Source organism: Streptomyces sp. NPDC001880 (genome assembly GCF_053594575.1).
Map to the genome: position 1 here is coordinate 139,222 of NZ_JBSFET010000007.1, position 22,438 is coordinate 161,659.

Annotated in this window: 19 protein-coding genes and 1 pseudogene; 3 read left to right on the top strand and 17 right to left on the bottom strand. The window is 69.0% G+C overall.

Going from position 1 to position 22,438, the window contains the following annotated elements; translation table 11 throughout:
• Positions 1-2: 2 nt before the first annotated feature.
• Positions 3-584: a hypothetical protein gene (locus tag ACWCQ6_RS06860; protein WP_451086169.1), complete on the top strand. Its 582-nt coding sequence runs from the start codon at positions 3-5 to the stop codon at positions 582-584.
• Between the two features lie 28 nt (positions 585-612).
• On the opposite strand, the gene ACWCQ6_RS06865 is transcribed toward ACWCQ6_RS06860, so the two are convergent.
• From ACWCQ6_RS06865 to mycP (ACWCQ6_RS06895), 7 genes are all read right to left on the bottom strand, one after another.
• Entirely contained in the window at positions 613-771 is a 159-nt protein-coding gene (locus ACWCQ6_RS06865; RefSeq protein WP_451086171.1) for a hypothetical protein, read from the bottom strand.
• Between the two features lie 144 nt (positions 772-915).
• Positions 916-1,434 (bottom strand): AAA family ATPase, encoded by a 519-nt coding sequence (locus ACWCQ6_RS06870; RefSeq protein ID WP_451086234.1) that lies wholly within the window; start codon positions 1,432-1,434, stop codon positions 916-918.
• Between the two features lie 395 nt (positions 1,435-1,829).
• Positions 1,830-2,162, bottom strand: a complete 333-nt coding sequence (locus ACWCQ6_RS06875; RefSeq protein WP_451086173.1) for a hypothetical protein — start codon at positions 2,160-2,162, stop codon at positions 1,830-1,832.
• Positions 2,163-2,206: 44 nt separating this feature from the next.
• Positions 2,207-3,052 (bottom strand): hypothetical protein, encoded by an 846-nt coding sequence (locus ACWCQ6_RS06880; RefSeq protein ID WP_451086175.1) that lies wholly within the window; start codon positions 3,050-3,052, stop codon positions 2,207-2,209.
• A gap of 107 nt (positions 3,053-3,159) precedes the next feature.
• Positions 3,160-4,272 (bottom strand): alpha/beta hydrolase, encoded by a 1,113-nt coding sequence (locus tag ACWCQ6_RS06885; protein WP_451086177.1) that lies wholly within the window; start codon positions 4,270-4,272, stop codon positions 3,160-3,162.
• 12 nt (positions 4,273-4,284) lie between these two features.
• Positions 4,285-5,655 (bottom strand): type VII secretion-associated serine protease mycosin, encoded by a 1,371-nt coding sequence (mycP, locus tag ACWCQ6_RS06890; protein WP_451086179.1) that lies wholly within the window; start codon positions 5,653-5,655, stop codon positions 4,285-4,287.
• A gap of 347 nt (positions 5,656-6,002) precedes the next feature.
• Entirely contained in the window at positions 6,003-7,370 is a 1,368-nt protein-coding gene (mycP, locus tag ACWCQ6_RS06895; protein WP_451086181.1) for a type VII secretion-associated serine protease mycosin, read from the bottom strand.
• A 997-nt stretch (positions 7,371-8,367) separates the two neighbouring features.
• Here mycP (ACWCQ6_RS06895) and ACWCQ6_RS06900 point away from each other — a divergent pair.
• Entirely contained in the window at positions 8,368-8,658 is a 291-nt protein-coding gene (locus ACWCQ6_RS06900; RefSeq protein ID WP_451086183.1) for a hypothetical protein, read from the top strand.
• Between the two features lie 300 nt (positions 8,659-8,958).
• On the opposite strand, the gene ACWCQ6_RS06905 is transcribed toward ACWCQ6_RS06900, so the two are convergent.
• From ACWCQ6_RS06905 to ACWCQ6_RS06940, 8 genes and pseudogenes are all read right to left on the bottom strand, one after another.
• Entirely contained in the window at positions 8,959-9,501 is a 543-nt protein-coding gene (locus ACWCQ6_RS06905) for a hypothetical protein (RefSeq protein WP_451086185.1), read from the bottom strand.
• A gap of 133 nt (positions 9,502-9,634) precedes the next feature.
• Positions 9,635-11,971 (bottom strand): xanthine dehydrogenase family protein molybdopterin-binding subunit, encoded by a 2,337-nt coding sequence (locus tag ACWCQ6_RS06910; protein ID WP_451086187.1) that lies wholly within the window; start codon positions 11,969-11,971, stop codon positions 9,635-9,637.
• Complete coding sequence (locus tag ACWCQ6_RS06915; protein WP_451086189.1) at positions 11,968-14,052, bottom strand: 2Fe-2S iron-sulfur cluster-binding protein; 2,085 nt, start codon at positions 14,050-14,052, stop codon at positions 11,968-11,970. The genes ACWCQ6_RS06910 and ACWCQ6_RS06915 overlap by 4 nt, the downstream gene beginning before the upstream one ends.
• Positions 14,049-14,945, bottom strand: a complete 897-nt coding sequence (locus tag ACWCQ6_RS06920; RefSeq protein ID WP_072484141.1) for an FAD binding domain-containing protein — start codon at positions 14,943-14,945, stop codon at positions 14,049-14,051. The genes ACWCQ6_RS06915 and ACWCQ6_RS06920 overlap by 4 nt, the downstream gene beginning before the upstream one ends.
• Before the next feature lie 380 nt (positions 14,946-15,325).
• A complete protein-coding gene (locus ACWCQ6_RS06925) occupies positions 15,326-17,107 on the bottom strand; it encodes a beta-N-acetylhexosaminidase (RefSeq protein WP_451086191.1) in 1,782 nt (593 codons plus the stop codon).
• 4 nt (positions 17,108-17,111) lie between these two features.
• Positions 17,112-17,347: pseudogene (locus ACWCQ6_RS06930) on the bottom strand (carbohydrate ABC transporter permease); the annotation flags it as partial.
• A gap of 277 nt (positions 17,348-17,624) precedes the next feature.
• Positions 17,625-17,918 carry a DUF3039 domain-containing protein gene (locus ACWCQ6_RS06935; RefSeq protein ID WP_072484142.1) on the bottom strand — a complete coding sequence of 98 codons (294 nt, stop codon included), beginning with the start codon at positions 17,916-17,918 and terminating at the stop codon, positions 17,625-17,627.
• A 30-nt stretch (positions 17,919-17,948) separates the two neighbouring features.
• Complete coding sequence (locus ACWCQ6_RS06940) at positions 17,949-18,509, bottom strand: YqgE/AlgH family protein (protein ID WP_451086193.1); 561 nt, start codon at positions 18,507-18,509, stop codon at positions 17,949-17,951.
• Positions 18,510-18,785: 276 nt separating this feature from the next.
• On the opposite strand from ACWCQ6_RS06940, the gene murA reads away from it, so the two are divergent.
• Complete coding sequence (murA, locus tag ACWCQ6_RS06945) at positions 18,786-20,126, top strand: UDP-N-acetylglucosamine 1-carboxyvinyltransferase (RefSeq protein ID WP_326765864.1); 1,341 nt, start codon at positions 18,786-18,788, stop codon at positions 20,124-20,126.
• Between the two features lie 206 nt (positions 20,127-20,332).
• Here the strand turns inward: murA and ACWCQ6_RS06950 are convergent, their stop codons facing one another.
• A complete protein-coding gene (locus tag ACWCQ6_RS06950; protein WP_003968811.1) occupies positions 20,333-20,614 on the bottom strand; it encodes an HU family DNA-binding protein in 282 nt (93 codons plus the stop codon).
• 396 nt (positions 20,615-21,010) lie between these two features.
• The gene (locus ACWCQ6_RS06955; RefSeq protein ID WP_451086196.1) at positions 21,011-22,432 is read right to left on the bottom strand and encodes a malic enzyme-like NAD(P)-binding protein; all 1,422 of its coding nucleotides are present in this window, start codon (positions 22,430-22,432) and stop codon (positions 21,011-21,013) included.
• Positions 22,433-22,438 lie beyond the last annotated feature (6 nt).

Sequence of the window (22,438 nt, forward strand, 5' to 3'; positions counted from 1 at the left end):
CGATGGACAAGAAGTGGCTGCCGCTGACCATCGTGCTCAGCGTTGCCGGAGCGGCCGTCGTGACGGCGAGCTTCTGGCCCGACGACGAGAAGCCGCCACTGCCGCAGACGCTGTGTCATGGCGCGCTCAGCCGGCAGACGGCGGAACTGATCGACGACGGCAAGGGGGGCGAGGTCAGTGCGGAGGAGTGGGAGAGCAAGGGTAAGGGCGACCTCGCGGTGTTCAAGGCGTGCAGCGTGATGCGTGCCAACCCGGACAACGACTATCCCCGCGGGATCTACAAACTGGTCATCGAGGACAACCGGAATGATCCCGGCTACAAACCCAAGGACTCCGTCCCCCTCGGCCCCGGCTTCACCGGCTGGGTGCTCCCTGACAAGGCCGAGGCCAACCTGCCCGCCGGCTGCGCCGCCCGCATGGGCTCGACCGCCCCGTATATCACAGTGACGCTCATCACGCCCTCGAAAAAGGGGGAAGAGCAAGAGAAGGACCTCGTCGACCGGGACACCGCGATCCGCAACAACGCGGCCGTGGTGCGGGGAGCCGCTGCCAATCTGGCCAAGCAGTACGGCTGCGAGGCGTAGGACCGGCGTCAGCGGGGGCAGTCGTCGTTCACGGGCCCCGCTGTGCGTCGGCGCGATGGGCGGCCTGGCGGAAGAGTGCTTCGTCGGGGTGGAGGCGCACTCGGGTGTGGCGCCAGGCCGTGTCGAAGGAGAGGCCGCCGGGGCGGGCGTATGCCAGGTGCCAGGCGTGCTGGCTGGTGCGGGGCAAGCAGACAGCCACGGCGTGGCAGGCCGTGCCGATGCCCAGACCTGTCCAGCGGCAGCCGCATGGTCCAGGCCTCATGTACGTCCGAAACACTGACCCCCTGGCGAATCACCGGCCGTCAGCGCAGTCGCCGCATCGAGCACGACCTCAGTCCGGCTCCGCCGCTCCCGCCACCTGTGCCCGTTCGAGCCCCGCAAGCACCGCCTCGACCGTCTGTTCCACGCTCTGCCCGGTCGTGTCGAGCCAGAGCCCGATCCGCGGCGTCTCCTCCCGCAGCACCCGGTCCAGCGACTCGACCGTCCAGCCGGCCCCGTATCCGCTCTTGCTCCGCCCGGCCTCTCGCTCGGCAACGACTCGCGGATCGGGGGCGAGCACAACGACGTACAGCGGCCGGGTCCGTACGAGGCTGACATACGCCGCCAGTTCCTCCCCGAGCACCACGTCCTGCACCACGGCGGTCCACCCCTCACCCGCGAACGCATCGGCCGTCATCGCCGACAACCGGTACCGGAGCCGGAGTTGAGCGACCGCCTCCTCATACACCCCCGGCACCATCTCAGCCCGCCCGGACACCACCATCCGCCGGAAGACATCCCCGCGCACATGCACCGCCCGCGGCAACCGCTCGGCGAGGGCCTGGGCGACGGTGGACTTCCCGGAGGCCATCACGCCGGTGAGGAGGACGACGGCGGGGCCGGGCCCGCCGTGGCCCGCGGCCTGTTTCCCTTTTCCTTCTCCGTACGCAGTCACCATCGCGTCATCCCCCTTCTCTCCTGGGATACGGCACACCGCACTCCCTCACTTGCTGCCGAATCGGCTCGTCGGAAGACCAGAAATCAGAACGCTCCCGCGGCCGCAACTCCTTCGCCTTCGGCCGTCGGGATGGCCTGGCATCCCCTTCGGATAAGTCATCGCAGAGTTCACGGCACAACTAATCCCCGCACTGACGGAGATGTCGCCAATGCTGCCGACATCCAGGGTGACGGTGAAACCATCAGCGTCCCTGACCCTGATCCGTGGCATGTCCTTGTCGGAATTGACACTGACGACCCGGAAGCCTGTCATCCCCGGTATCGCTGAACAAGCCCCAGCGGATTGTCGCGCCGCTGCTCGGAGGCCACGGTGAGGATGTTCCTGCTGCGGGTGACGGTCGTGGTCCCGGTCGGCTCGTTGAGACTGGTACTGCACGCCGCTTCCGCAGGTGCACCGTATGCCCACTCCACAGGCGGGCGGATAGCCGCCAGCGTGCCGTCGAGAACCCTCTCCGCACGCCGCCCCGCCTGCCGCATGTCCATCTCGGACGCCTTCCGCTCCTTCTCGCTCCGGTCCTTCCCGTCGTCGACTCCGCAAGCGGCAAGCACCGCCACCACGAGCGCACACCCCAGAAGCCGCACCCACCCGATCACATGGGATCGCGCCAGAGGCAGGGGGCCGGCTGTCATACGTCCGCGGACGCCAGACCGTTGACGGACGTCGTCACCGCGATGCGCACCGCACCGGTGCTCGAGGCTGCGACCTGCGCGATCGCGCCCTCTTCGAGGTGGCGGGCGACGACGGCGGGGGTGCCCTCACGCATCGGCACGTGACGCAGGCTCCATCCCGCTCTCTGGAAGTACACCTGCGCGCGTGCCAGGGCCCGTACCATCTCGTCCTCCGGCAGCGGCTCGGTCGACCAGGTGTGATGGACCGAGGTCCCGGACTCGTCCTGGACCGTGCCGAGGCCTTCCCCGGGCTGCGTGGGCGCCGACCCGACCCGCGGGGCGTCGTAGATTCGGCTGGAGTGGCCGAGGGCTCGATGCCGAGCGGGATCGTCGGCCTGCGGCTCCTCCAGTGCGGCTGGGCCGGCCGCGGTCGACGCCGAGGACTTCCCCGGCGGGAGGAAACAGGGCGACCTCACCTTGAGGGTGGCAAGGCCCTCGCCCTTGGTGCGGTCCAGGACTCCGGTGATGCCTTCCATCCAGAAGTCATCGGGCTCCGTACGCATGCTGACCCAGGGGAAGGGGCCGGACATATCCTCCTTGTCCGACGAGTTGTACTTATAGCCCTGCTTCAGCCAGGCATCCCGCGCCTGCAGCACGAGGTTCTTGGCCTCGGACCCCGGAACCCCAGTCAGCTTGTAAAACAGGGTGACCTGCAGTCGGGCGTCGGAGCCGTGGTCGTCTCTGGCAATGCAGGGGCCAACGGTCTCGGGGCCCGTGCGCTCCAGTGTCGGCTTGGGCGACATGTCGTACGCGGCCTGGTGAATGATCTCTTCTGCCCGGTCGATCGCTTGCTGCTCTTTCATCGTGACCTGCTTCGGTGTTTCTCCGCCGTCTCGCTGTGTCCCGCACGCAGTTACCATGGCCGTCAGGGCCACCAGCAGTGCAGTAGCCGGGAATGCCCTCCGTAGATTCACGGCTGTCCTCCGGTAACGATCTTTGCCATCTTGTAGAGGGGCTTCTCGTCCCAGTACTGGGAGTGCGCGGGCATCATGTCGCCGCCAGAGCCCGGATGCCTCCCGGCGGGAACGTTGAAAACCACGCCGCCGAAGTCGTCGGAGACCGGGTCAGTTCCGTGAACGATCGAGTGATCGTCGAAAAGCTCCATGTACGCCTTCGGATTGAGGGGAGCCAGGGGGCCTGCCGGGGGCGGGGCGAGGTTGATGAGGTCGTTCTTGGCCGTGGCCGCGAAGACATGGTCCACCGGGATGTTCAGGTCCTTCGCGTGCTCCACGCCTACGCCCGGGCTACCCACCATGATCGCGTTGTCGACCGGCAGGTCTATGTGGGTGCTCATCGTCTGGCCTGCCACCAGGGACCCATAGCTACGACCCAGGAGCGTCTGGTTCACGTCGCGGTGGTTGGCCTCCTCAAAACCCTGCAGGAAGTTGCCCAGCGGCTCCTCAGCCTTGTCGGCCCACTTGGTCTCCATCGCATCGGTCGCGATGGCCTGCGGGGCGTCGTAACCGAGCCACACGATCGATGCCGTCTTCCGGGAGCCATCGGTGGCTTCCGCCTGCGCCTGGAGAAGCTGGGCCCTGGTGAGGTCTCCATCGATGGACTCCAGCTTGGCAAACGTCCCGGGCACGTACGTCACGACGTTGTCGGCAGTGTCCGGATTTCCGATGGAGACGATAGCGCGCCCCATATTGTTGCCGTCGAATCCGAGCAGATAAGGACGATTACTCTCGCTCGTGTAGCTGTCGAAACGCTTCTGGATGTCGTCCATGCCCTTGGAGGCGTTCTCGAGCTGCCCCTTCTTCTCGTTCCATTCCTTCCACTCCTCGGTCGGGACCATCGCGCCCTTCACCTCGCGCCCCGTCACGGGGTTGATGTAGGGCTTGTAGTGCTCCGGTTCCTTCTTGAGCCAGGCGTCGTACTCCACCTGCTTGGCGGCGCGTTGTTCCGCGAGCACGGTGCGGTTTGCGTCGTCGCGTACGTCGGAGGGAAGGCCGTCGAGTGCTCCGATACTCGCGGGGTGCATGGAGACGTAGGCTGCGCGCTGCTCTTCGGACGGGCCCCGCAAGTACCTGTGCACCTATGTGTAGGGCGAGTTGGAGCCGGGAGGAGCATTCGGAGGGGGTGCATAGGCCGGGTGCGTGGGCTGCTGGTGAAGCTGGGGTTGCTGGTACGGATTGAGGAGCTGAGGCTGGTGCGGGCATGCAGCCGATGCGGCGGCGGACCTGCAGCGGCGGGTGCGGATAGCCAGAGTAGTGACCACTGCGCCGATGAGCGCGGCTCCGCCAATGCCCAGGCCGATCCAGAGGCCCGCGTTACTGCTGCCGTCGGAGGTGGGGGATACCACAGCCGGCTTGTTGGCGTCCACTGAATCCCCTGTCGCCTGGGAAGGCTTGACGGAAGGGCTCAGGCTCGGCCTCTCGGCCGCCGCGAGGTCGGGGAGCGGGTACACGTCGGCCGGGCCGGGGTCGCCCGGGGTCTTCAGGGCGATGCGCGGGCGGACGATCCCGTAGCCGATGTAGTCCGTACGCTCATCGCCACTGATCGGGCCGCCGGCCGTGTTGAGCATGACATGCAGGACCTGGTTGTTCGTCCAGTCGGGGTGCTTGGACCAGATCAAGGCGGCGGATGCGGAGGCGATGGCGGTGGCATCGCTGGTACCGCTGCTCTTGCACAGCTGAGTACCGCCACCGCAGGTGTGGACCATGTCCACACCCGGGGCGGACAGATCGACCTGTGGACCATACTGAGAGAACTTGGCCCTCCTAAGGTCCTTCCCGACTGCCCCCACGCCGACAACGCCAGGAGTTCCAGCCGGGTACTCGATCGCGTTTCCCTCGTCAGCGCTGTTCCCTGCGGCTGCGAAAACGAGCGATCCCTTGCGCAGAGCGTACTTCACGGCATCCGTGAGACGTTGCGATCCCGCACTTTTACCGAGAGAGATATTAATTACTTTGGCACCGCTGTCAGCCGCAAAACGAATCCCTGCAGACACGTCGTCATTGAAATTCTCATCCCCTGTCGCCCCATTAACTTTTCCGAAGTTATCCCTCACGCGAATGGGGAGAATTTTACTTGACGGCGCTAGCCCAAAGGTACCGTTCCCACCGCCAGAATCGCCCGTCCCGGCGATGAGAGCAGCCATCTCAGTCCCGTGATCGTCGTAATCGGTGTGCTCATCTCCTGGAGAGTCTGCCGCCAAGTCTTTCCCTTTGAGCACACGCCCTCGGAGATCGGGGGTTGACGCATCGACACCTGAATCAATGACGGCAACGGTAACGTCTTCCCCCGTACTCGACGCCCACATCTGGTCGACCTGCATCACGTCCAGATGCCACTGCCTCGCACGAAAAGAATCCGCGTACACGGGACTGGCACCCACCAGCTGCAATGCTGCCGCGGCGGATAAGGCGGTTCCGCGACGGATGACCGCTGCACGGCTGGTACGCATCCCATTCTCCTGTGTGTTTTCCTGCTGCTCAGTCGATCACTGGCGGGACAACCAATCGGCAACCCTGCTGCCGGTTCTCGTCGTCTTCGACCAGGTGGTCGGGAGGCTCGCCGCCCTCGTCGCGCCCTTCGCCTGCGCCCGGGGGCCACCGACCCACCTTGTCGGCAAACCTGAATCCCGAGCACCACCAAAGCCTCAGCTCCGTATTCGTCGACCACCCACGCTATCCACAGCCTGCGCAAGCGGGACCTTCGCTCGGGAAGTCGTAGCCGCACTCGATATCATCACCCCACGCGAACCGGCGGCTGATGACGCCGCGAGAACATCGTGTGCACCACGATGGCACTTCAGCTCGGACCTTCACCGTGCGGCGGCCTGCCGTAGGACGAGCTGGAACCAGGAGAGGCCGTGGGAGGAGGGCCGCAGTTCGGGTTCGTGGGCTGCTGTTGAGGCAGCGTCTGGTGGTGCGGGTTGGGATACGGAAGTTGGTGCGAGTACGCGGGCCGGGCGGCTTGAGCGGCGGATTTGCGGCGGCGCGAGCGGATCGCCAGCGCGGTGACCACTGCGCCGATGAGCGCGGCTCCGCCGATACCGAGGCCGATCCAGAGGCCGGTGCTACTGCTGCTGTCGTCGTATGTGGGGGCTGCGGCGGCGGGCTTGTCGGTGTCTTCTGAGCTTCCGGTCGCCTTGGAAGGCTCGGCGGAGGGGCTGGGGCTCTCGGCCGCCGCGAGGTCAGGGAGCGGGTACACGTCGGCCGGGCCCGGGTCGCCTGGGTTCTTCAGCACAATACGGGGACGGACAGAGCCGTAACCCACGTAGTCATTGCGCTTGGCACCGCTGGTCGGACCGCCGGCCGTATTCAGCATGACGCGGAGGACCTGGTTGTTCGTCCAGTCAGGGTGCTTGGCCCAAATGAGAGCAGCGGAGGCGGAGGCGATGGCGGTGGCGTCACTGGTTCCGCTCGTCTTGCACAACTGCGTTCCGCCTGTGCACGGGTGGACCATGTGGATGCCGGGGGCCGTGAAATCGATCTGCGGCCCATGCTGGGACTCGTCGGTCTTCTTCCCGTTCTGGTCGATGGCACCGATACCGACAACCCCCGGTGTTCCAGCCGGATACTCGATCAAGTTGGCCCCGTCACCGCTGTTGCCCGCCGCAGCAAAGATCAACGAACCGTTGTCGAGCGCGTATTTCACGGCATCCGTTAGCGCCTGCGATCCTGCGTGGGCTCCCAGGGAAATATTGATGACCTTTGCGCCACGGTCGACCGCATAGCGAATCGCCACGGGAGCAACATTATTGAACTCCTCGTCCGCGGCTGCCTGAGTCCTGCCGAGTCCGGACTCAGGCATGCGGACCGGGAGGATCTTACTTCCAGGCGCGAGCCCGAACGCGCCATCTCCTCCGCCGCTCCGGCCCGTCCCGGCGATAAGTCCGGCCATGCTCGTGCCGTGGCCGTCATAGTCGGTGTGCTCGTCACCCGCGACGCCCGGCGCCAAGTCCTTTCCCTGGAGGACCTGTCCAATCAGGTCAGGATTCGACGGGTCCACACCGCTGTCGAGCACGGCAACGATGACGCCCTTGCCCGTACTCGTCTTCCACATTTCCTCGGCCTTCATGGCATCGAGGTGCCACTGCTTGGAGCGGATGGAGTCGGCAGACGCAGGTACAGCAGCGGCAGCCACCAGCAGTAGGCCCAACGCCGCCGAGGTCATGGTACGCCGTCGTGCGAGTCTCCTGCTTCTGATGCGCATCTCTGTCCTTCGTGAGTGCTCTGTTAATCAGTCAATGACCGGCGGGACAACCCGTTGGCCACCCTGCTGCCAGGTCTCAACGTCCTCGAGCAGATAGTGCGGCCGTTCGCCGCCCTCGTCACGCCCCGTCGCCCGAGGACCTTGAGGGGCGATCCCACCGCCCCGTCCTGCCAGCCCGATGCCGCGCTCCACGTCTCCCGAGGCGCTACCTCTCACCAAACCCGACCCTCCAGGCGTGAACGGTCGCGTACCCGCACGGCCCTGCTGCTGGCGCCCCCCGATCACACCCCCCGTCTCTCCGGCCAGACGGCGACCGCCGCCGATTGCATTCGGAGAGACGCCGGGACCGATGCCACCCCCCATGCCTGCGGCACGTCCCATGGGCGCCTGTCCGTGGGCGTTCTCGCTACCGATGACCGTCCCACGCGGAATACCGACCCCAGAACGCCCTGAGCCCGGGGGCACAACACGGCCGCCGGTGATCCCGTTGGGCCCGGCGGAATGACCCGCGTGCCCAGGGCCAAGCGGACTCGCACCTGGGGCAGACACCGGCGGACGTGACACCCCTATCGTTCTGCCCCCTCCACTGGTGCTGCGCGGTGCGGAGGGACTGGTATTGGGGACAGGCGGAATGATGCCCACTGTCGGTGGGAGAACAGTGTCGGGCCTGGGTCCGGTCGGCGGCACCACTGGATTCACAACCGGGGAAGATGGTGTGTCTGGCAGCACGGCCAGCCCATCAATCCCCATGTCTACCGGCCTCGACGCAGAAGGCGACACAGTGTGCGGGGAGATACCCACGCCCGGCGAGAACACGGCTGTTGTATCGATGCCGTGACCCTGCGCAGGGCTATACGCCGCTCCGCCGACAGTGAATCCGTCTCCGGTTCCTCGATAAATGCGTCCATCCTCCCCGCCAGCACGCTGTTGGACGTCCTCCGGCGCGATCACCTCCGGCATGGCCGGGAACACCGGCTTGTCCAGAGACGTCATCTGCTCCATCGAGTGGGTATACGTCTGCGACAGACTACGCATCCGCGCAGCCGCCTCTTCGCGGTTCTTCTCCGTCGACACAATCAATGTCTCTGCAGACTTCTTCGCCACCGCCGACGCATCAGGATCGTTCCTTGCGGCGAGAGCCGCCTCCAAATTCGCCTGTGCGCTCGCCTCCGTCCGAGGAATCGATGCCTGCGCCAACGCAATCGCGTTCGACGCCTCACCGAGCACCTTCGAGGTGGCCTCGCTGTAATCCCCCAGGCGCAGCGTCGCATTGGCCAGATCCGCGCTCCATGTAAGAAATGCGTGGGCCCCCTCACCCTTCCACTCCACCAACTGCGGACGGACTTTCAGCTCCTCGCCGATCTTACGGATCTCCGACGCCGCGCTCTTCAGACGATCAGCAGCCCACTGGATCTCACCGCTGTGGGCCTGGTCCAGCCACTTCAGCATCTCCTCGTGGGTTTTCCTGTCAAAATCCGTACCCATGACGCCGCCCCTCTCCCCCGTCCTCGTCCCTGTCCTTCGCCTGCAGAGAACATCTCCACCGGCATCAATAGGCACGGCTGTCAGATGTGTCCCCCGACTCGTCCGACTTGGCCAGAGGCTTATGTGCGTTCTTCGCCATAGCGTCCGCCGCAGCCTGTTCGGCGCCGTGGTGGGCAATCGTGCTGCCCTGGATCGCACGCATGCGGTCACGGACGTCCAAGTCGACGTTCTCGTAGCCCTTGTGGGAAGCGAGAACCGCAATACTCATGCCCTCAATGGAGTCGGACAGGAGTTGGGACAGCCCTTCCAGCTCCTTGACGACCTTGAAGTACGCGCCGTGAAGGCCATCTGCCTCCGACCACTCACCCTTGCCGCCGCCGAACCGCTCGCGCCCCATAATGTCTTCGCCGACCTTCCCCGGCCCGGCCGGAGACGCCTTGAGGTCGCGCAGGAGCTCGTCGACGCGTTCGCGGAACTTGGTGAACGACGACAGCTCGGTGACCAGTTCGCCAACGGCCTGCGGTGCCACCGCGCCGATGGCGCCCATGCCGCCCCAGACCGCCAATGGATACGCCGAAGACTCCGCCCCCGGATCGCTCTGTCCCACAGCACCCTCCCCCGTTTAGCAACAGCCGATTGACGCTTCGGCTTCAGCTTCGGGGTTCACCTTAGTCAGCAGTGGTGACACTGCGCACCTCTGGGTTGCATCTGCAACCCAGATCACACCATCCGTGCCGGGCTCAGGAGTTGGGTGCCGCCACCGCCGCCTGGGGTCTGATGGGGAGGCGGTTTATCGGGCGGCCGGTGGCCGCGCGGACGGCTGCGGCGACTGCTGCCGGGGAGGTCACCACGGGGACCGCCGAGGCGGGCTTGGCGCCGAAGGGGGCCACCACGTCGCGCTCTTCGATGAGTTTGACGATGCGAATTTCGGGTGCGTCCAGGGCGGTCGGGAGCGCGTAGCCGGTGAGGTCGGGGTGGCGGATCAGGCCGCGGGCGCTGCGGAGGTTCTCGGTGAGGGCGGCGCCGATGCCCTGGGTGACGCCGGCCTCGATGCGGGTCGCCAGCTGGGACGGGTTGAGGACCCGGCCGACGTCCTGGGCGAGGGCCATCTCCACGACCCGGACGGAGCCGAGTTCGATGTCGACGTCCACCACCGCGCGGATCGCGCAGAAGGCGAGGCCGACGAAGGCGTCGCCCTGGCCGGATTCGTCGAGGGGTTCGGTCGGATGGGGGCGGCACTGGGCGGTGGCCCAGAGCTCCTTGCCGTCCATCGCTTCCGTGACCGTCGTGGACAGCACACCGTCGTACGAGGTGATCTTGCCGTCGGCGATCTGCAGCAGCTCCGTGGACATGCCGAACTTGTGGGCCAGGGGCTGGAGGAGCTGGGTGCGCACCATTTTGGCGGCGCGTTCCACCGCTCCCGCCGAGACCCAGGTGTGGCGGCCGTGCGTCGCCGGGCCGGCCGGGGGCTGGTCGGTGTCGACGGACGCCACGTGGACCTCTTCGATGCCCAGGGTCTCCTGGACGACCTGGCGGGCGAGGGTCGAGAAGCCCTGGCCCGTCTCGACCGCCGCGCAGATGACCGTGGCGATGCCGTCGTGGACCCTGACCGTGGCCGTGGAGACCTCGTCGGCACCCTCCGCGCCGAGCATGTGGACCATGCCGAGCGCGTAGCCGACCCCTCGGCGCACCGCCCCCGGTTCGCCCGCGCCCTCGGGGCCTCCGGGGAGCAGCCAGTCGTCCTCCGGCGCGTCCTTGGGGAGCGCGGGGAGAGGGAAGTCCCGTACGGAGGCGAGGAGTTCGGAGACGGGTGCGGGGCAGGTCACCGTCTGGCCGGTGGGCAGGATGTCGCCGGTGGACAGGGCGTTGCGCAGGCGCAGTTCGGCCGGGTCGATGCCGAGCTTGGCGGCCAGCTTGTCCATCTGGCCCTCGTACGCCGCGCAGACCTGCATCGCGCCCTCGCCGCGCACATGGCCCGACGGCGGGTTGTTCGTACGGACGGCCCAGCCCTCGATGAACGCGTGCGGGACGACGTACGGGCCGCAGGCGAACGCGACCGCGGCGGCCAGCGACTCGGACGAGGATTCGGCGTACGCGCCCGCGTCGAGCAGGATCTGCGCCTCGACCTTCACCAGCCGCCCATCGGCGTCCGCGTGGTGGCGGTAGCGCAGCAGCGTCGGATGACGGTGGGAGTGGCCGAGGAAGGACTCCTCGCGGGTGGCGGTCAGCTTGACCGGGCAGCCGGTGCGCAGGGCGAGCAGGCCGAGCGGAAGCTGGAAGCCCGGGTCCTCGCGGTCGCCGGTCGCGCCTGGGACACCCGTGACGACGACCTTCACCCGCTCCGGTTCGAGGCCGAAGCAGGCAGCGGCGAGATCGCGGTCGGTGTGCGGGTCGGTGGAGGCGGTGTAGATCTCCACTCCGCCGTCGGGGCGGGGCACGGCGAGTCCGGCCTCGGCGCCGATCGGGGCCGGGTCCTGACGGCCGATGCGGTACAGGCCCTCGACGACGACCTCGCCGGTGACGTCCGGATCCCCGTAACGCAGCGGAATGTGGCGGATCAGATTGCCGTCGGGGTGCAGCGGTTCGGCGGCGAAGGCCTTCTCCGGGTCGGTGACCGGTTCGAGGGCCTCGTACTCGACGGCGATGGCCGCGGCGGCGAGCCTGGCCGTGTCGGGGTGGTCGGCGGCGACCGCGGCGATCGGCTCGCCGTGGTGGCGGACCAGGTCGGACGCGAAGACCGGGCGGTCGACGATCCTGCGGCCGTACGCCCGCTCCCCGGGGATGTCCTCATGCGTGATGACGGCCCGTACGCCCGCCATTCCGACGGCGGCCGAGGTGTCGATGGACAGGATCCGGGCGTGCGGGTGCGGGGAGCGGAGGACCGCCGCCCAGAGCAGCCCCTCGGCCCAGAGGTCGGCTGCGTACGGGAAAGTGCCCTCGGTCTTGGCGCGCGCGTCGGCGGGCGGCAGCGAGACGCCGAGGCCGAGTGCGGGCGGCTCGGTGTCGGGGCCCTCGGTCACCGGGGTGGTGATCCGTGTGCTGGTCGCGTTGGCAGCGGTGGCTGCGTCGTTGCTCACGCCATGCCTCCGTCCTGCGGGTGCGGCTGGACGCTACCGGCGCCGGGGGCCGCCTGGTGCGGGATGCGGGCCTCGTCGGGCTCCGGGGACGTGGAGTCCGACGAGGCTGGGTCGATGGTGGCCTCGCGGCCTGCGATGACCTCGTTGACGGCGTCGAGGACACCGCGGTAGCCGGAACAGCGGCAGAGGTTTCCGCAGAGCGCCTGACGCGTCTCCAACTCGCTGGGGGCGTGGTTGCCTTCCAGCAGGTCGTGGACGGTCATGGCCATACCGGGGATGCAGAAGCCGCACTGGACGGCGCCGCACTTGGCGAGGGCGCGCTGGACGTCCGACGGTTCGCCGTCCACGGCGAGGCCCTCGACCGTACGTACCTCGCTGCCGGCCGCGGTCGCCGCGGGGACCAGGCAGGAGGCGACCAGCCGGCCGTCCACCTGGACGCTGCACGCACCGCACTCGCCCTGCGAACAGCCGTCCTTGGCACCGGCCAGGCCGAGGCGCTCACGGAGCACGTAGAGGAGTGACTCGCCGATCCAGGCGTCGGTGACGGGGCGGTCGACGCCGTTCACATGCAGGACGTAGGAGGTGGCGGGGTGCTCGTCCGGGACGGCCAGTGGCAGGGAGTCGGCGTCCTGTTGGGGGTCGGCGGGTCGGGGGGCGTCGCCCGGTTGGGCGTCGTCCGGTTGGGCGTCGTCCGGTTGGGCGTCGTCCGCCGACTGGGCGTTGTTCGCCGACTGGGCGTTGTTCGCCGGTTGGGCGTCGTCCGCCGGTTGGGCATCGAGCGGCTCGGGATCGGGGGACTCGGCGTCGGAGGTCCCGGGTTCCGGGGACTCGGCGTCGGGGGTCCGCGCCTCCGGCTGTGCCGGGTCGGCCGACGGGGCCGGTGCGGCGTCGTCGGCGATCACGTCCTGGGGGGCGTCGGGGGCCGGCTCCGGTGACTGGTCCGCGGGATACGGCTCGGGCGCGGCCTCCGCCGGATGCTCGGAGAGCGCCGCGTCCGAGGCCGAGGCGCTGTCGGAGGGCATCTCCGGCGCCTCCTCGGGGGCCGGTACCTCCTTGAGGGGCGGTGCCTCCTCGGGGGCCGGTACCTCCTCGAGGGCCGGTACCTCCTCTGGAGCCACTGCCTCCTTGAGGGCCGGTGCCTCCTCGGGCTCGGGAGCGGGCTCCGGAGCGGGCTCGGGCTCCGGGGTCGACTGCTGCGTCGCCCACGGGGCGGGCGCACCGCCCGGCAGCGTGGCCGGCGGGGTCCTGTCCCCGTACCACTGGGTGGCCAGGGCCGAGGCGGCGAATTCGCCGGACTCCTCCGGGAGATCACCGTCGGCGACCGGAATCGTCCACTGACCGGTGTGGCCACTGTGGCTGGTGTGACTGGCGTGGTCGACGTGCCCGGTTTGACCCGCGTAGTCGCCCTGCCCCGCGTGCCCGGCCTGCCCCGCGTAGTCGCCCTGCCCCACGCGGTCGCCCTGCCCCACGTGGTCGGCGTGGTCGCCCTGGCCCGCGTAGTCGCCCTGACCTACGTGCCCGACCTGACCCGCGTGGTCGCCCTGACCCGCGTGGTTGCCCTGGCCGGTGTGGTTGCCCTGGCCGGTGTGGATGCCGAACTCCGTGGACTCGGTGAAGTTCCACTGGCCCGTGTCCACCCCCTGCGTCTCCCCGTACCGCTCCTGCGGATACGCGTTGTGAGGGACCTGCGGGACCTGGGAGGCGCCAGAGGCCTGCGGGTACTCGTACGCGTAGTCGTACGGGCCCTGCTGCTGGTTCGGGTCCGGCCAGTGCACCGCCTCGGATGCCTGCTGGTCCGCGCCCGTGCCGTGCTCCTGCCCGCTCTGCGTCTGCGTCTGCGCAACCCAGCTGGCCGTGGCCGACGGGTCGAACCCGGCCGCGGGTGTCAGCGGAAGGATCATCGGCGGAACATAGCCCTGGCCGGGCGCGGCCAGCGGGATGTTCGCCAGGTCCTCCGGCGGCAGGTGGACGAATGCGGTCGCGTCGGCGTCGTACTCGCCGCCCTGCGGTGTCGGCTGCCAGCTCCCGTGCTGCAGGTGCTCCTGCTGCCCGTGCTGATCGTTGTGGTCCTCGTTGCTCACGACAGTGCCCTCCCCAGCGCGCGTCGGGCCAGCGCGGCGACGGTCCGCCGCAGATGCAGTACGGCGGGGGGCAGCGGTGGTGCCTCTCCCCCGTCGGCGGGCGGTGCCTGGTCCGGGATGCAGGCCGCGGCGACGTACTCGCCGAAGGCGGCCAGCGCGTCGGGGGCCAGGCCCCGTTCGCCGTCCCAGTCGATCAGTGAGGCGATCCAGCGCTCGGCCTCCAGCGGCCGCAGCGGCATCGGCGCGATGGCGCCGACCGCGCAGCGCACCCCGCGCCGGGCCGGGTCGAGAACGATCGCGACGGACGCGGTGGCGCGGCCGGGGCCGGTGCGGCCGGTGGCCTTCAGGAAGACCTGGGGGGCGTGCAGCAGCGGTACCCGGACGAAGCCGATGAGTTCGGCGGGTTCGAGCATGTCCCGGCCGGCCAGCAGGTGCGAGACCGGGATCTCGCGGCGGGCGCCGCCCGGACCCGCGATGACCAGCTCGGCCTCCAGCGCGGCGAGCACCGGCAGGGCGTCGCCGGTCGGGGCCGCGGTGGCGATGTTGCCGCCGAGCGTTCCGGCGTTGCGGATCTGGGGCGGGCCCGCGGCGCGTGCCGACGCGGCCAGGGCGGGGATGAGGGCGGCGAAGTCGGGCCGTCCCATGCGCGCATGGGTGAGTCCGGCGCCGAGCAGGGCGTGGCCGTCCTGGTAGTGCCAGCCGCGCAGCTCGCTGATCCGGCCCAGGCCGACCAGGCCCGAGGGGCGCAGCAGCCCCTTGTTGACGGCCGACATCAGATCTGTACCGCCTGCCACAGGAACGGCGGCGGGCATGGCGCCGAGCGCCGCCACGGCCTCGTCGAGCGAGGCCGGCAACGTCACGGACTGCGTCGCCTGCGGTGCGTGCGTGGTCAACCCAGCTGCCCCTTCCCGGTGTCCCGGCTGTCCGGCTGTTTCGCCGTACGGTACGTGCTCAAAGCCTGGACGTGGCAACTCTGGCACATCTTCGGATCGGACCGACGCGAGGGTCCACGAAGGACGCATCCATCCCTGATCAGGGGAATGTTCCTGTTCTGGACCGCTTCGGCCTACTTTGGTGCCGAGTGCGAATTGCGACTCTTCGCCATGCCTTGCCGCTGATTGTTCCTCTGCGGTGCTCTGCCGCGCGGCAGACGGCAGCTCGACGACACGAACTGGTGCGGTGGCCGTTGCGGCAGGGCGAGTTCCGGACAAAAAACCGTCGGCCGGCACGTCCGTTTCGGAGCGTGCCGGCCGGAGTCCGGAAACGGTCGGGATCACACGTTCGGGGGCACTCCGTCGATGGGCCGGCCCAGCACACCGGGGCGCTTCTGCCGGGGCAACGGGCCGCCCGGCGGCCGGTAGTCGACGCCCAGGGCGTCAAGTCGGGCGTAGTGCGTCGTCATTCGGCGCTCGAAGTCGACGAAGTCCCGTTCGGCGGAGGCGGGCAGCGGTGACCAGGCGACCTCCGCGAACGCTGCGAGGCGCGGGAAGACCTGGTAGTCGACGCGGGCCCGGTTCTGCATCACCTCGGTCCAGACATTGGCCTGGGTGCCCAGGATGTGACGGGCCGCCTCCTCGGAGAGGCCCGTCGGTACGGGTTCAAAGCGGTAGACGTCCTCCAGGGTGCGGACGAAGCCGATGGGCATCGGTTCGTCGGGGCCGCCGTCCTGACGGTGGTCCAGGTACACGTGCTGCTCGGGGCACATGACGACGTCGTGGCCGGCCTCCGCTGCGGCGATGCCTCCGCCGTAACCCCGCCAGGAGGACACGGCGGCGCCCGCCGGGAGGCCGCCCTCCAGGATCTCGTCCCATCCGATCAGCCGGCGTCCGCGCGCGGTGAGCCAGGTGTCGAAGTGCCGGATGATCCAGGACTGCAGCTCGTCCTCGTCGGCCAGGCCGAATTCTTCGATCCGGGCCTGGGCGACCGGCGACTCCTTCCACTGCTCCTTGCGACATTCGTCGCCGCCGATGTGGATGAACGGCGAGGTGGCGGCGGGGAAGAGCTCCAGCACCTCTTCGAGGACGCCCTCGAAGAAGCGCAGGGTGTTGTCAGTGGGGGCGAGTACGTTTGCGTTGATGCCCCAGGTGTCCCAGACGGAGAGGGCGGTGGTGTCGATGACGTCGGTGTTGCCCAGTTCGGGGTACGCGGCGATGGCGGCCTGCGAGTGGCCCGGGATGTCGATCTCGGGAACGACACGGATATGCCGCTCGGCGGCGTACGCGACGATCTCGCGTATGTCGTCCTGCGTGTAGTAGCCACCGTGCGGGGTCTCGTCCCAGAGCTCGGAGGCCCGGTGGCCGTGCTTCGTACGGGACCGCCAGGAGCCGATCTCGGTGAGCCGCGGGTAGCGCTTGATCTCGATGCGCCAGCCCTGGTCGTCGGTGAGGTGGAAGTGGAAGACGTTCAGCTTGTGCGCGGCGAGGAGGTCGAGATAGCGCAGGACGTCGTCCTTGGCCATGAAGTGCCGCGCCACGTCGAGCATCATGCCGCGCCAGGCGAAGCGGGGGCTGTCCTCGATGTCCGTGCCGGGGATCGCGCGCCGCGCGCCGGGGTCGACGGGCGCCCGGCGGAAGGCTTCGGGGCCCAGGAGCTGACGGAGGGTCTGCGCGCCCCAGAAGACCCCGGCGGGGCTGCCTCCGGTGATCTCGACGCTTCCGCCCCTCCTGGTGCTCAGCCGGTAGCCTTCCGGCTCCAGTGCCGGGTCGATGCCCAGCCGAATGGTGTTCCCGGCCTGCCTGCCGTTCCCGGCGTTCGCGCCGTTCCCGGCGTTCGCGCCGTTCTCGGCGCTCGCGGCGCTCGCGGCGCTCGCGGCGTTCTCGTTGTTCTCGGCGTTCGCAGCGGTCGGCTGCGGGGCGAGCGGCAGGCCGAAGGCGGCGCCGAGCGTGGTGCGCAGCCAGCGTTCGGTGTTCTCCGTGCCGGGGGCCGCCGCGATGGTGGTGGACGGGTCGAGCAGGAAGCCGGGCCGCCCTTCACCACCGGCACGCACGGGCGCCGGGATCAGGCCGGTGACCGGGGCGGCGGTCGGATCGGTGGTCGGGTCCTTGTCCATGTCCATGGCGTCAGTCCTTTACCGCTCCGCCGAGTCCCGGGACCAGGCGGCGCTGTACGAGTACGAAGAAGACCAGCACGGGAATGGTCATCACCGGCGGGGCTGCCATGCTCCCTCCCCAGTCGTTCTCATCGGGTTCGAAGAAGAATCGGGTGTGAGGAAGACCAGCAGCGCCATGGGAAGCATCGACCGGGAGGTGCCGCTGATGATGAACGACTTCGCGAACAGGAAGCCGTTCCAGGGCGACCCGTCAGCACAAGCGCCGCCGCCGGGGCGGCAATTCGGGCAGACGGCTTCATCCGGGATTCCCTACCGGTAGGCGTTGCAACATACGCAACATGCGTTCTGTTCTGCACAACTGGCAGGAGGGTAGGCGTGCACGCAGGCGCCTACAAGTGGTCTCTACCACTCTGTGACCCGGTGAGGCAGTCCGTGCAACACAAGGAGCCCCTGGGGCGCGCGTTCGACGCGCGCCCCAGGGGCCCGAAGCATTGGTCGCCGGACGGCTCCGGCCTGCTTCTCGCTACTTCTTGTCCTTGCCGCCCTTGCCCTTGTCCTTGTCGCCACCGGCGCCCATGGACTCGTAGATCTCCTTGCACATGGGGCAGACCGGGTACTTCTTGGGGTCGCGCCCCGGTACCCAGACCTTTCCGCACAGTGCGACCACGGGGGTGCCCTCCAGGGCACTCGCCATGATCTTGTCCTTCTGGACGTAGTGGGCGTAGCGCTCGTGGTCGCCGTCGCCGTTCGACACCTGCGGCGTCGGCTCCACGAGGGTTCCGGTACCTGCCCCGCGCTCGGGCTCAAGAGTGCTCATAACCGCCAAGGGTACCGACAGCCCGGAGCTTCAGTTGAGCGAAGGGTCGTCCGGATACGTGGCGATCATCGCCAGTTCGCTGCGCTGGCGGCGCAGGACCGCGCGCCAGAGGTGTTCCGGGCGCGGGGAGGAGACGTCCCCGGGTTCGGACTCGACCACGTACCAGGCGCCCTCGATCAGTTCGGCCTCCAGCTGGCCGGGGCCCCAGCCCGCGTACCCGGCGAAGATCCGCAGCGAGCCGAGCGCCGCCGCCAGCAGCTCCGGCGGTGCCTCCAGGTCCACCAGGCCGATCGCCCCGTACACCCGGCGCCACCCGAGCGGCCCCTCGTCGCCGGGGATGACAGCCACGCCGAGCGCCGAGTCGAGCGAGACCGGGCCGCCCTGGAAGACGACGTCCGGTTCGCCGGCCAGGCCCGCCCAGGGCATGAGGATGTCGCGGACGCCGACCGGGGTCGGGCGGTTCAGGACCACGCCGAGTGAGCCCTCCTCGTCGTGGTCGAGGAGCAGCACCACCGCGCGGTCGAAGTTCGGGTCCGCGAGCGCGGGTGTGGCCACGAGCAGTCGCCCTGTGAGCGAGGACACCTCGGTCATGGCAGAAATGATCCCGCATCTTCGCCCCCCGCGGGGACCAAGCGGTCCGCCCGGCCTCCGGACGGACCGCGGCGCAGCTCAGGGCGCACGGGCGCACGGGGAGCGCGCATTGCGGAGGGCCATGCGGACGGTAACCCTCCGCAAGACACAGGAAGCAGAGCGTGTTGTGGCGGATTCATGACGTTCGTGCACCCCCTGTTCTCTTACGGAGTGGGGGCCGTGGGCCATTACTCTTTCGTTTGGCCCCCTGCCCGACCACTCCGGAACGCGAGATTCATGACCGGCACAGACGATGTCCTGCTTGTCCACGGCGGAACCCCGCTGGAGGGCGAGATCCGCGTCAGAGGCGCCAAGAACCTGGTGCCGAAGGCGATGGTCGCCGCGCTGCTCGGCAGCGGGCCCAGCCGCCTGCGCAATGTGCCCGACATCCGCGACGTGCGGGTGGTCCGGGGGCTGCTCCAGCTGCACGGCGTGACGGTCCGGCCCGGTGACGAACCGGGCGAGCTGATTCTGGACCCGACCCACGTGGAGAGCGCGAACGTCGCTGACATCGATGCCCACGCGGGCTCGTCGCGCATCCCGATCCTCTTCTGCGGCCCGCTGCTGCACCGGCTCGGCCACGCGTTCATCCCGGGACTCGGCGGCTGCGACATCGGCGGCCGGCCGATCGACTTCCACTTCGATGTGCTGCGGCAGTTCGGCGCGACCATCGAGAAGCGGGCGGACGGGCAGTATCTGGAGGCCCCGCAGCGGCTGCGCGGCACCAAGATCCGGCTGCCGTACCCGTCGGTGGGCTCCACCGAGCAGGTGCTGCTGACGGCGGTGCTCGCCGAAGGCGTCACCGAGCTGTCCAACGCGGCCGTGGAGCCGGAGATCGAGGACCTCATCTGCGTACTGCAGAAGATGGGCGCGATCATCTCGATGGACACCGACCGGACGATCCGGATCACCGGTGTCGACCGACTGGACGGCTATACGCACCGGGCGATCCCGGACCGCCTGGAGGCGGCCTCCTGGGCGTCCGCGGCGCTGGCCACCGAGGGCAACATCTATGTGCGGGGCGCGCAGCAGCGCTCGATGATGACGTTCCTCAACACCTTCCGCCGGGTCGGTGGCGCCTTCGAGATCGACGACGAGGGCATCCGCTTCTGGCACCCGGGCGGCGCGCTGAACGCCATCGCCCTGGAGACGGACGTGCACCCCGGCTTCCAGACCGACTGGCAGCAGCCGCTGGTGGTGGCCCTGACGCAGGCCACGGGCCTGTCCATCGTCCACGAGACGGTGTACGAGTCCCGGCTCGGCTTCACCTCCGCGCTGAACCAGATGGGCGCGCACATCCAGCTCTACCGCGAGTGCCTGGGCGGCTCCGACTGCCGCTTCGGCCAGCGCAACTTCCTGCACTCGGCGGTCGTGTCCGGGCCGACCCGCCTCCAGGGCGCGGATCTGGTCATCCCGGACCTGCGCGGCGGTTTCTCGTATCTGATCGCCGCGCTGGCGGCTCAGGGCACGTCGCGGGTGCACGGCATCGACCTGATCAACCGCGGCTATGAGAACTTCATGGAGAAGCTGGAGAAGCTGGGCGCGAAGGTCGAGCTGCCGGGCGGGGCGCTGGTCTGAGACCGGGCGCCGGACGGCTGCTGACGGGGGTTCGGGGCGCTGCCCCGGGCCCCCGTTCCCCGTTTCCGGGCCCCACGTTCGCCGCCGGCCCGGTCCCGGTTCCTCGTTACCGGGCCGTAAAGGCCCAGAACGGGGCCTCTCGGGCCGGTACGACGAAGGGCGGTCACCCTGGGTGGGGTGACCGCCCTTCGTCGCGCCTGTGGGGCTTACTTGCCCTTGGCGGCTTCCTTGAGCTTGGAGCCCGCGGAGACCTTCACGCTGTAGCCGGCCGGGATGTTGATCGGGTCGCCGGTCTGCGGGTTACGAGCGGTGCGAGCGGCACGGTGGGTGCGCTCGAAGGTCAGGAAGCCGGGGATGGTGACCTTCTCGTCGCCCTTGGCGACGATCTCACCGACGGTCTCGGCGAGCGCGGCCAGCACGGCGTCGGCGTCCTTGCGAGTCACCTCGGCGCGGTCGGCCAGGGCGGCCACCAGCTCACTGCGGTTCATGTTGTTACTCCCGTGTTCTTCTTGCCTGTGAGGCGTGAGATCGAAGCCGATGCTGCCAGGGCCCTCGGACAGTCCCCGGACCCGGGTCTGTCGTCAGACCCTCGCGCCCGATTACGCATCCTGCCCCCACCTGCGGCGGTAACGCCAATCCGGCACCCTCCGGAGTCACACGAAAAGCGCCACTGCCTCGTCGTGGTGACGTTCCGTCGACTCCCCGAAAACGTTCCGCAGCGGATGCGGGCCTTGGCGGGACGCGCCGCCCGCCCACCCTAAAGGGGCGTTTGGGGCACGACGAACCACGACGCGCCGTAGCCCGGACCGGCCCTGGGGTCTTTACGTCCGGACCGGGCCGGAGCACGCGGGCCGCGGCCCCGGCCATGATCCGCCGGACCGGCCCTATGCCCTCAGGCCACCGGTGGCCGCCTTCGCGGCGTCCCGGACGGCGCCGGCGACCGCGCCCGCGACCCGGTCGTTGAAGACCGAGGGGATGATGTAGTTCGCGTTCAGCTCGTCCTCGGCGACCACATCGGCGAGGGCGCGCGCCGCGGCGAGCATCATGTCCGTGTTGACGGTGCGGGACTGGGCGTCCAGCAGACCGCGGAAGACACCCGGGAAGACCAGCACGTTGTTGATCTGGTTCGGGAAGTCGGAGCGCCCGGTGGCGACAACTGCCGCCGTCTCGCGCGCGATTGCCGGGTCCACCTCGGGGTCCGGGTTCGCGAGCGCGAACACGATCGCACCATCGGCCATGGCGGCGACATCGGAGCCGTCCAGCACGTTCGGGGCGGAGACGCCGATGAAGACGTCGGCGCCCACGACGGCCTGCTTGAGGGTGCCGGTGACGGACTCCGGGTTGGTGTTGTCGGCGATCCAGCGCAACGGCGAGTCGGCGTCGGCGGAGACCAGGTCCTCGCGGCCGGCGTGCACCACACCGTGGATGTCGGCGACGACGGCGTGCTTGACGCCCGCGGCGATGAGGAGCTTCAGGATGGCCGTACCCGCGGCTCCGGCGCCGGACATGACGACCCGTACGTCCCCGATTCCCTTGCCCACCACGCGGAGCGCGTTGGTCAGCGCGGCCAGTACGACGATCGCGGTGCCGTGCTGGTCGTCGTGGAAGACCGGGATGTCCAGGGCCTCGCGCAGCCGTGCCTCGATCTCGAAGCAGCGGGGTGCGGAGATGTCCTCCAGGTTGATGCCGGCGAAGCCGGGGGCGATCGCCTTGACGATCTCGACGATGGCGTCACTGTCCTGGGTGTCCAGGCAGATCGGCCAGGCGTCGATGCCGGCGAACCGCTTGAAGAGGGCCGCCTTGCCCTCCATCACGGGGAGGGCGGCCTTCGGGCCGATGTTGCCGAGACCGAGCACGGCGGAGCCGTCCGTCACAACTGCGACGGAGTTGCGCTTGATGGTGAGGCGGCGGGCGTCCTCGGGGTTCTCGGCGATGGCCATGCAGACCCGGGCCACGCCGGGGGTGTAGATCATCGAGAGGTCGTCACGGTTGCGGATGGGGTGCTTGGACGCCATCTCGATCTTGCCGCCGAGGTGCATCAGGAACGTACGGTCGGAGACCTTGCCCAGGACGACGCCCTCGATGCCGCGCAGGCCCTCGACGATCTCGTCGGCGTGCGTGGTGGAGGTGGCCGCGATGGTGACGTCGATCCGCAGCTTCTCGTGACCGGAGGCGGTGACGTCGAGGCCGGTGACCGATCCGCCGGAGGACTCCACGGCCGTGGTGAGCTGGGAGACCGCTGTGCCGCTCGCGGGCACCTCCAGCCTGACCGTCATCGAGTACGAGACGCTGGGCGCCGTTGCCATGGCCGA

Excerpts from the sequence above, each read along its gene's own strand:
- ACWCQ6_RS06860 (WP_451086169.1), top strand. The coding sequence starts at position 3 with ATGGACAAGAAGTGGCTGCCGCTGACCATCGTGCTCAGCGTTGCCGGA.
- ACWCQ6_RS06870 (WP_451086234.1), bottom strand. The coding sequence starts at position 1,434 with ATGGCCTCCGGGAAGTCCACCGTCGCCCAGGCCCTCGCCGAGCGGTTG.
- ACWCQ6_RS06880 (WP_451086175.1), bottom strand. The coding sequence starts at position 3,052 with ATGAAAGAGCAGCAAGCGATCGACCGGGCAGAAGAGATCATTCACCAG.
- mycP (WP_451086179.1), bottom strand. The coding sequence starts at position 5,655 with ATGCGTACCAGCCGTGCAGCGGTCATCCGTCGCGGAACCGCCTTATCC.
- mycP (WP_451086181.1), bottom strand. The coding sequence starts at position 7,370 with ATGACCTCGGCGGCGTTGGGCCTACTGCTGGTGGCTGCCGCTGCTGTA.
- ACWCQ6_RS06900 (WP_451086183.1), top strand. The coding sequence starts at position 8,368 with ATGGCCGGGAACACCGGCTTGTCCAGAGACGTCATCTGCTCCATCGAG.
- ACWCQ6_RS06925 (WP_451086191.1), bottom strand. The coding sequence starts at position 17,107 with ATGGACATGGACAAGGACCCGACCACCGATCCGACCGCCGCCCCGGTC.
- ACWCQ6_RS06935 (WP_072484142.1), bottom strand. The coding sequence starts at position 17,918 with ATGAGCACTCTTGAGCCCGAGCGCGGGGCAGGTACCGGAACCCTCGTG.
- ACWCQ6_RS06940 (WP_451086193.1), bottom strand. The coding sequence starts at position 18,509 with ATGACCGAGGTGTCCTCGCTCACAGGGCGACTGCTCGTGGCCACACCC.
- murA (WP_326765864.1), top strand. The coding sequence starts at position 18,786 with ATGACCGGCACAGACGATGTCCTGCTTGTCCACGGCGGAACCCCGCTG.
- ACWCQ6_RS06950 (WP_003968811.1), bottom strand. The coding sequence starts at position 20,614 with ATGAACCGCAGTGAGCTGGTGGCCGCCCTGGCCGACCGCGCCGAGGTG.
- ACWCQ6_RS06955 (WP_451086196.1), bottom strand. The coding sequence starts at position 22,432 with ATGGCAACGGCGCCCAGCGTCTCGTACTCGATGACGGTCAGGCTGGAG.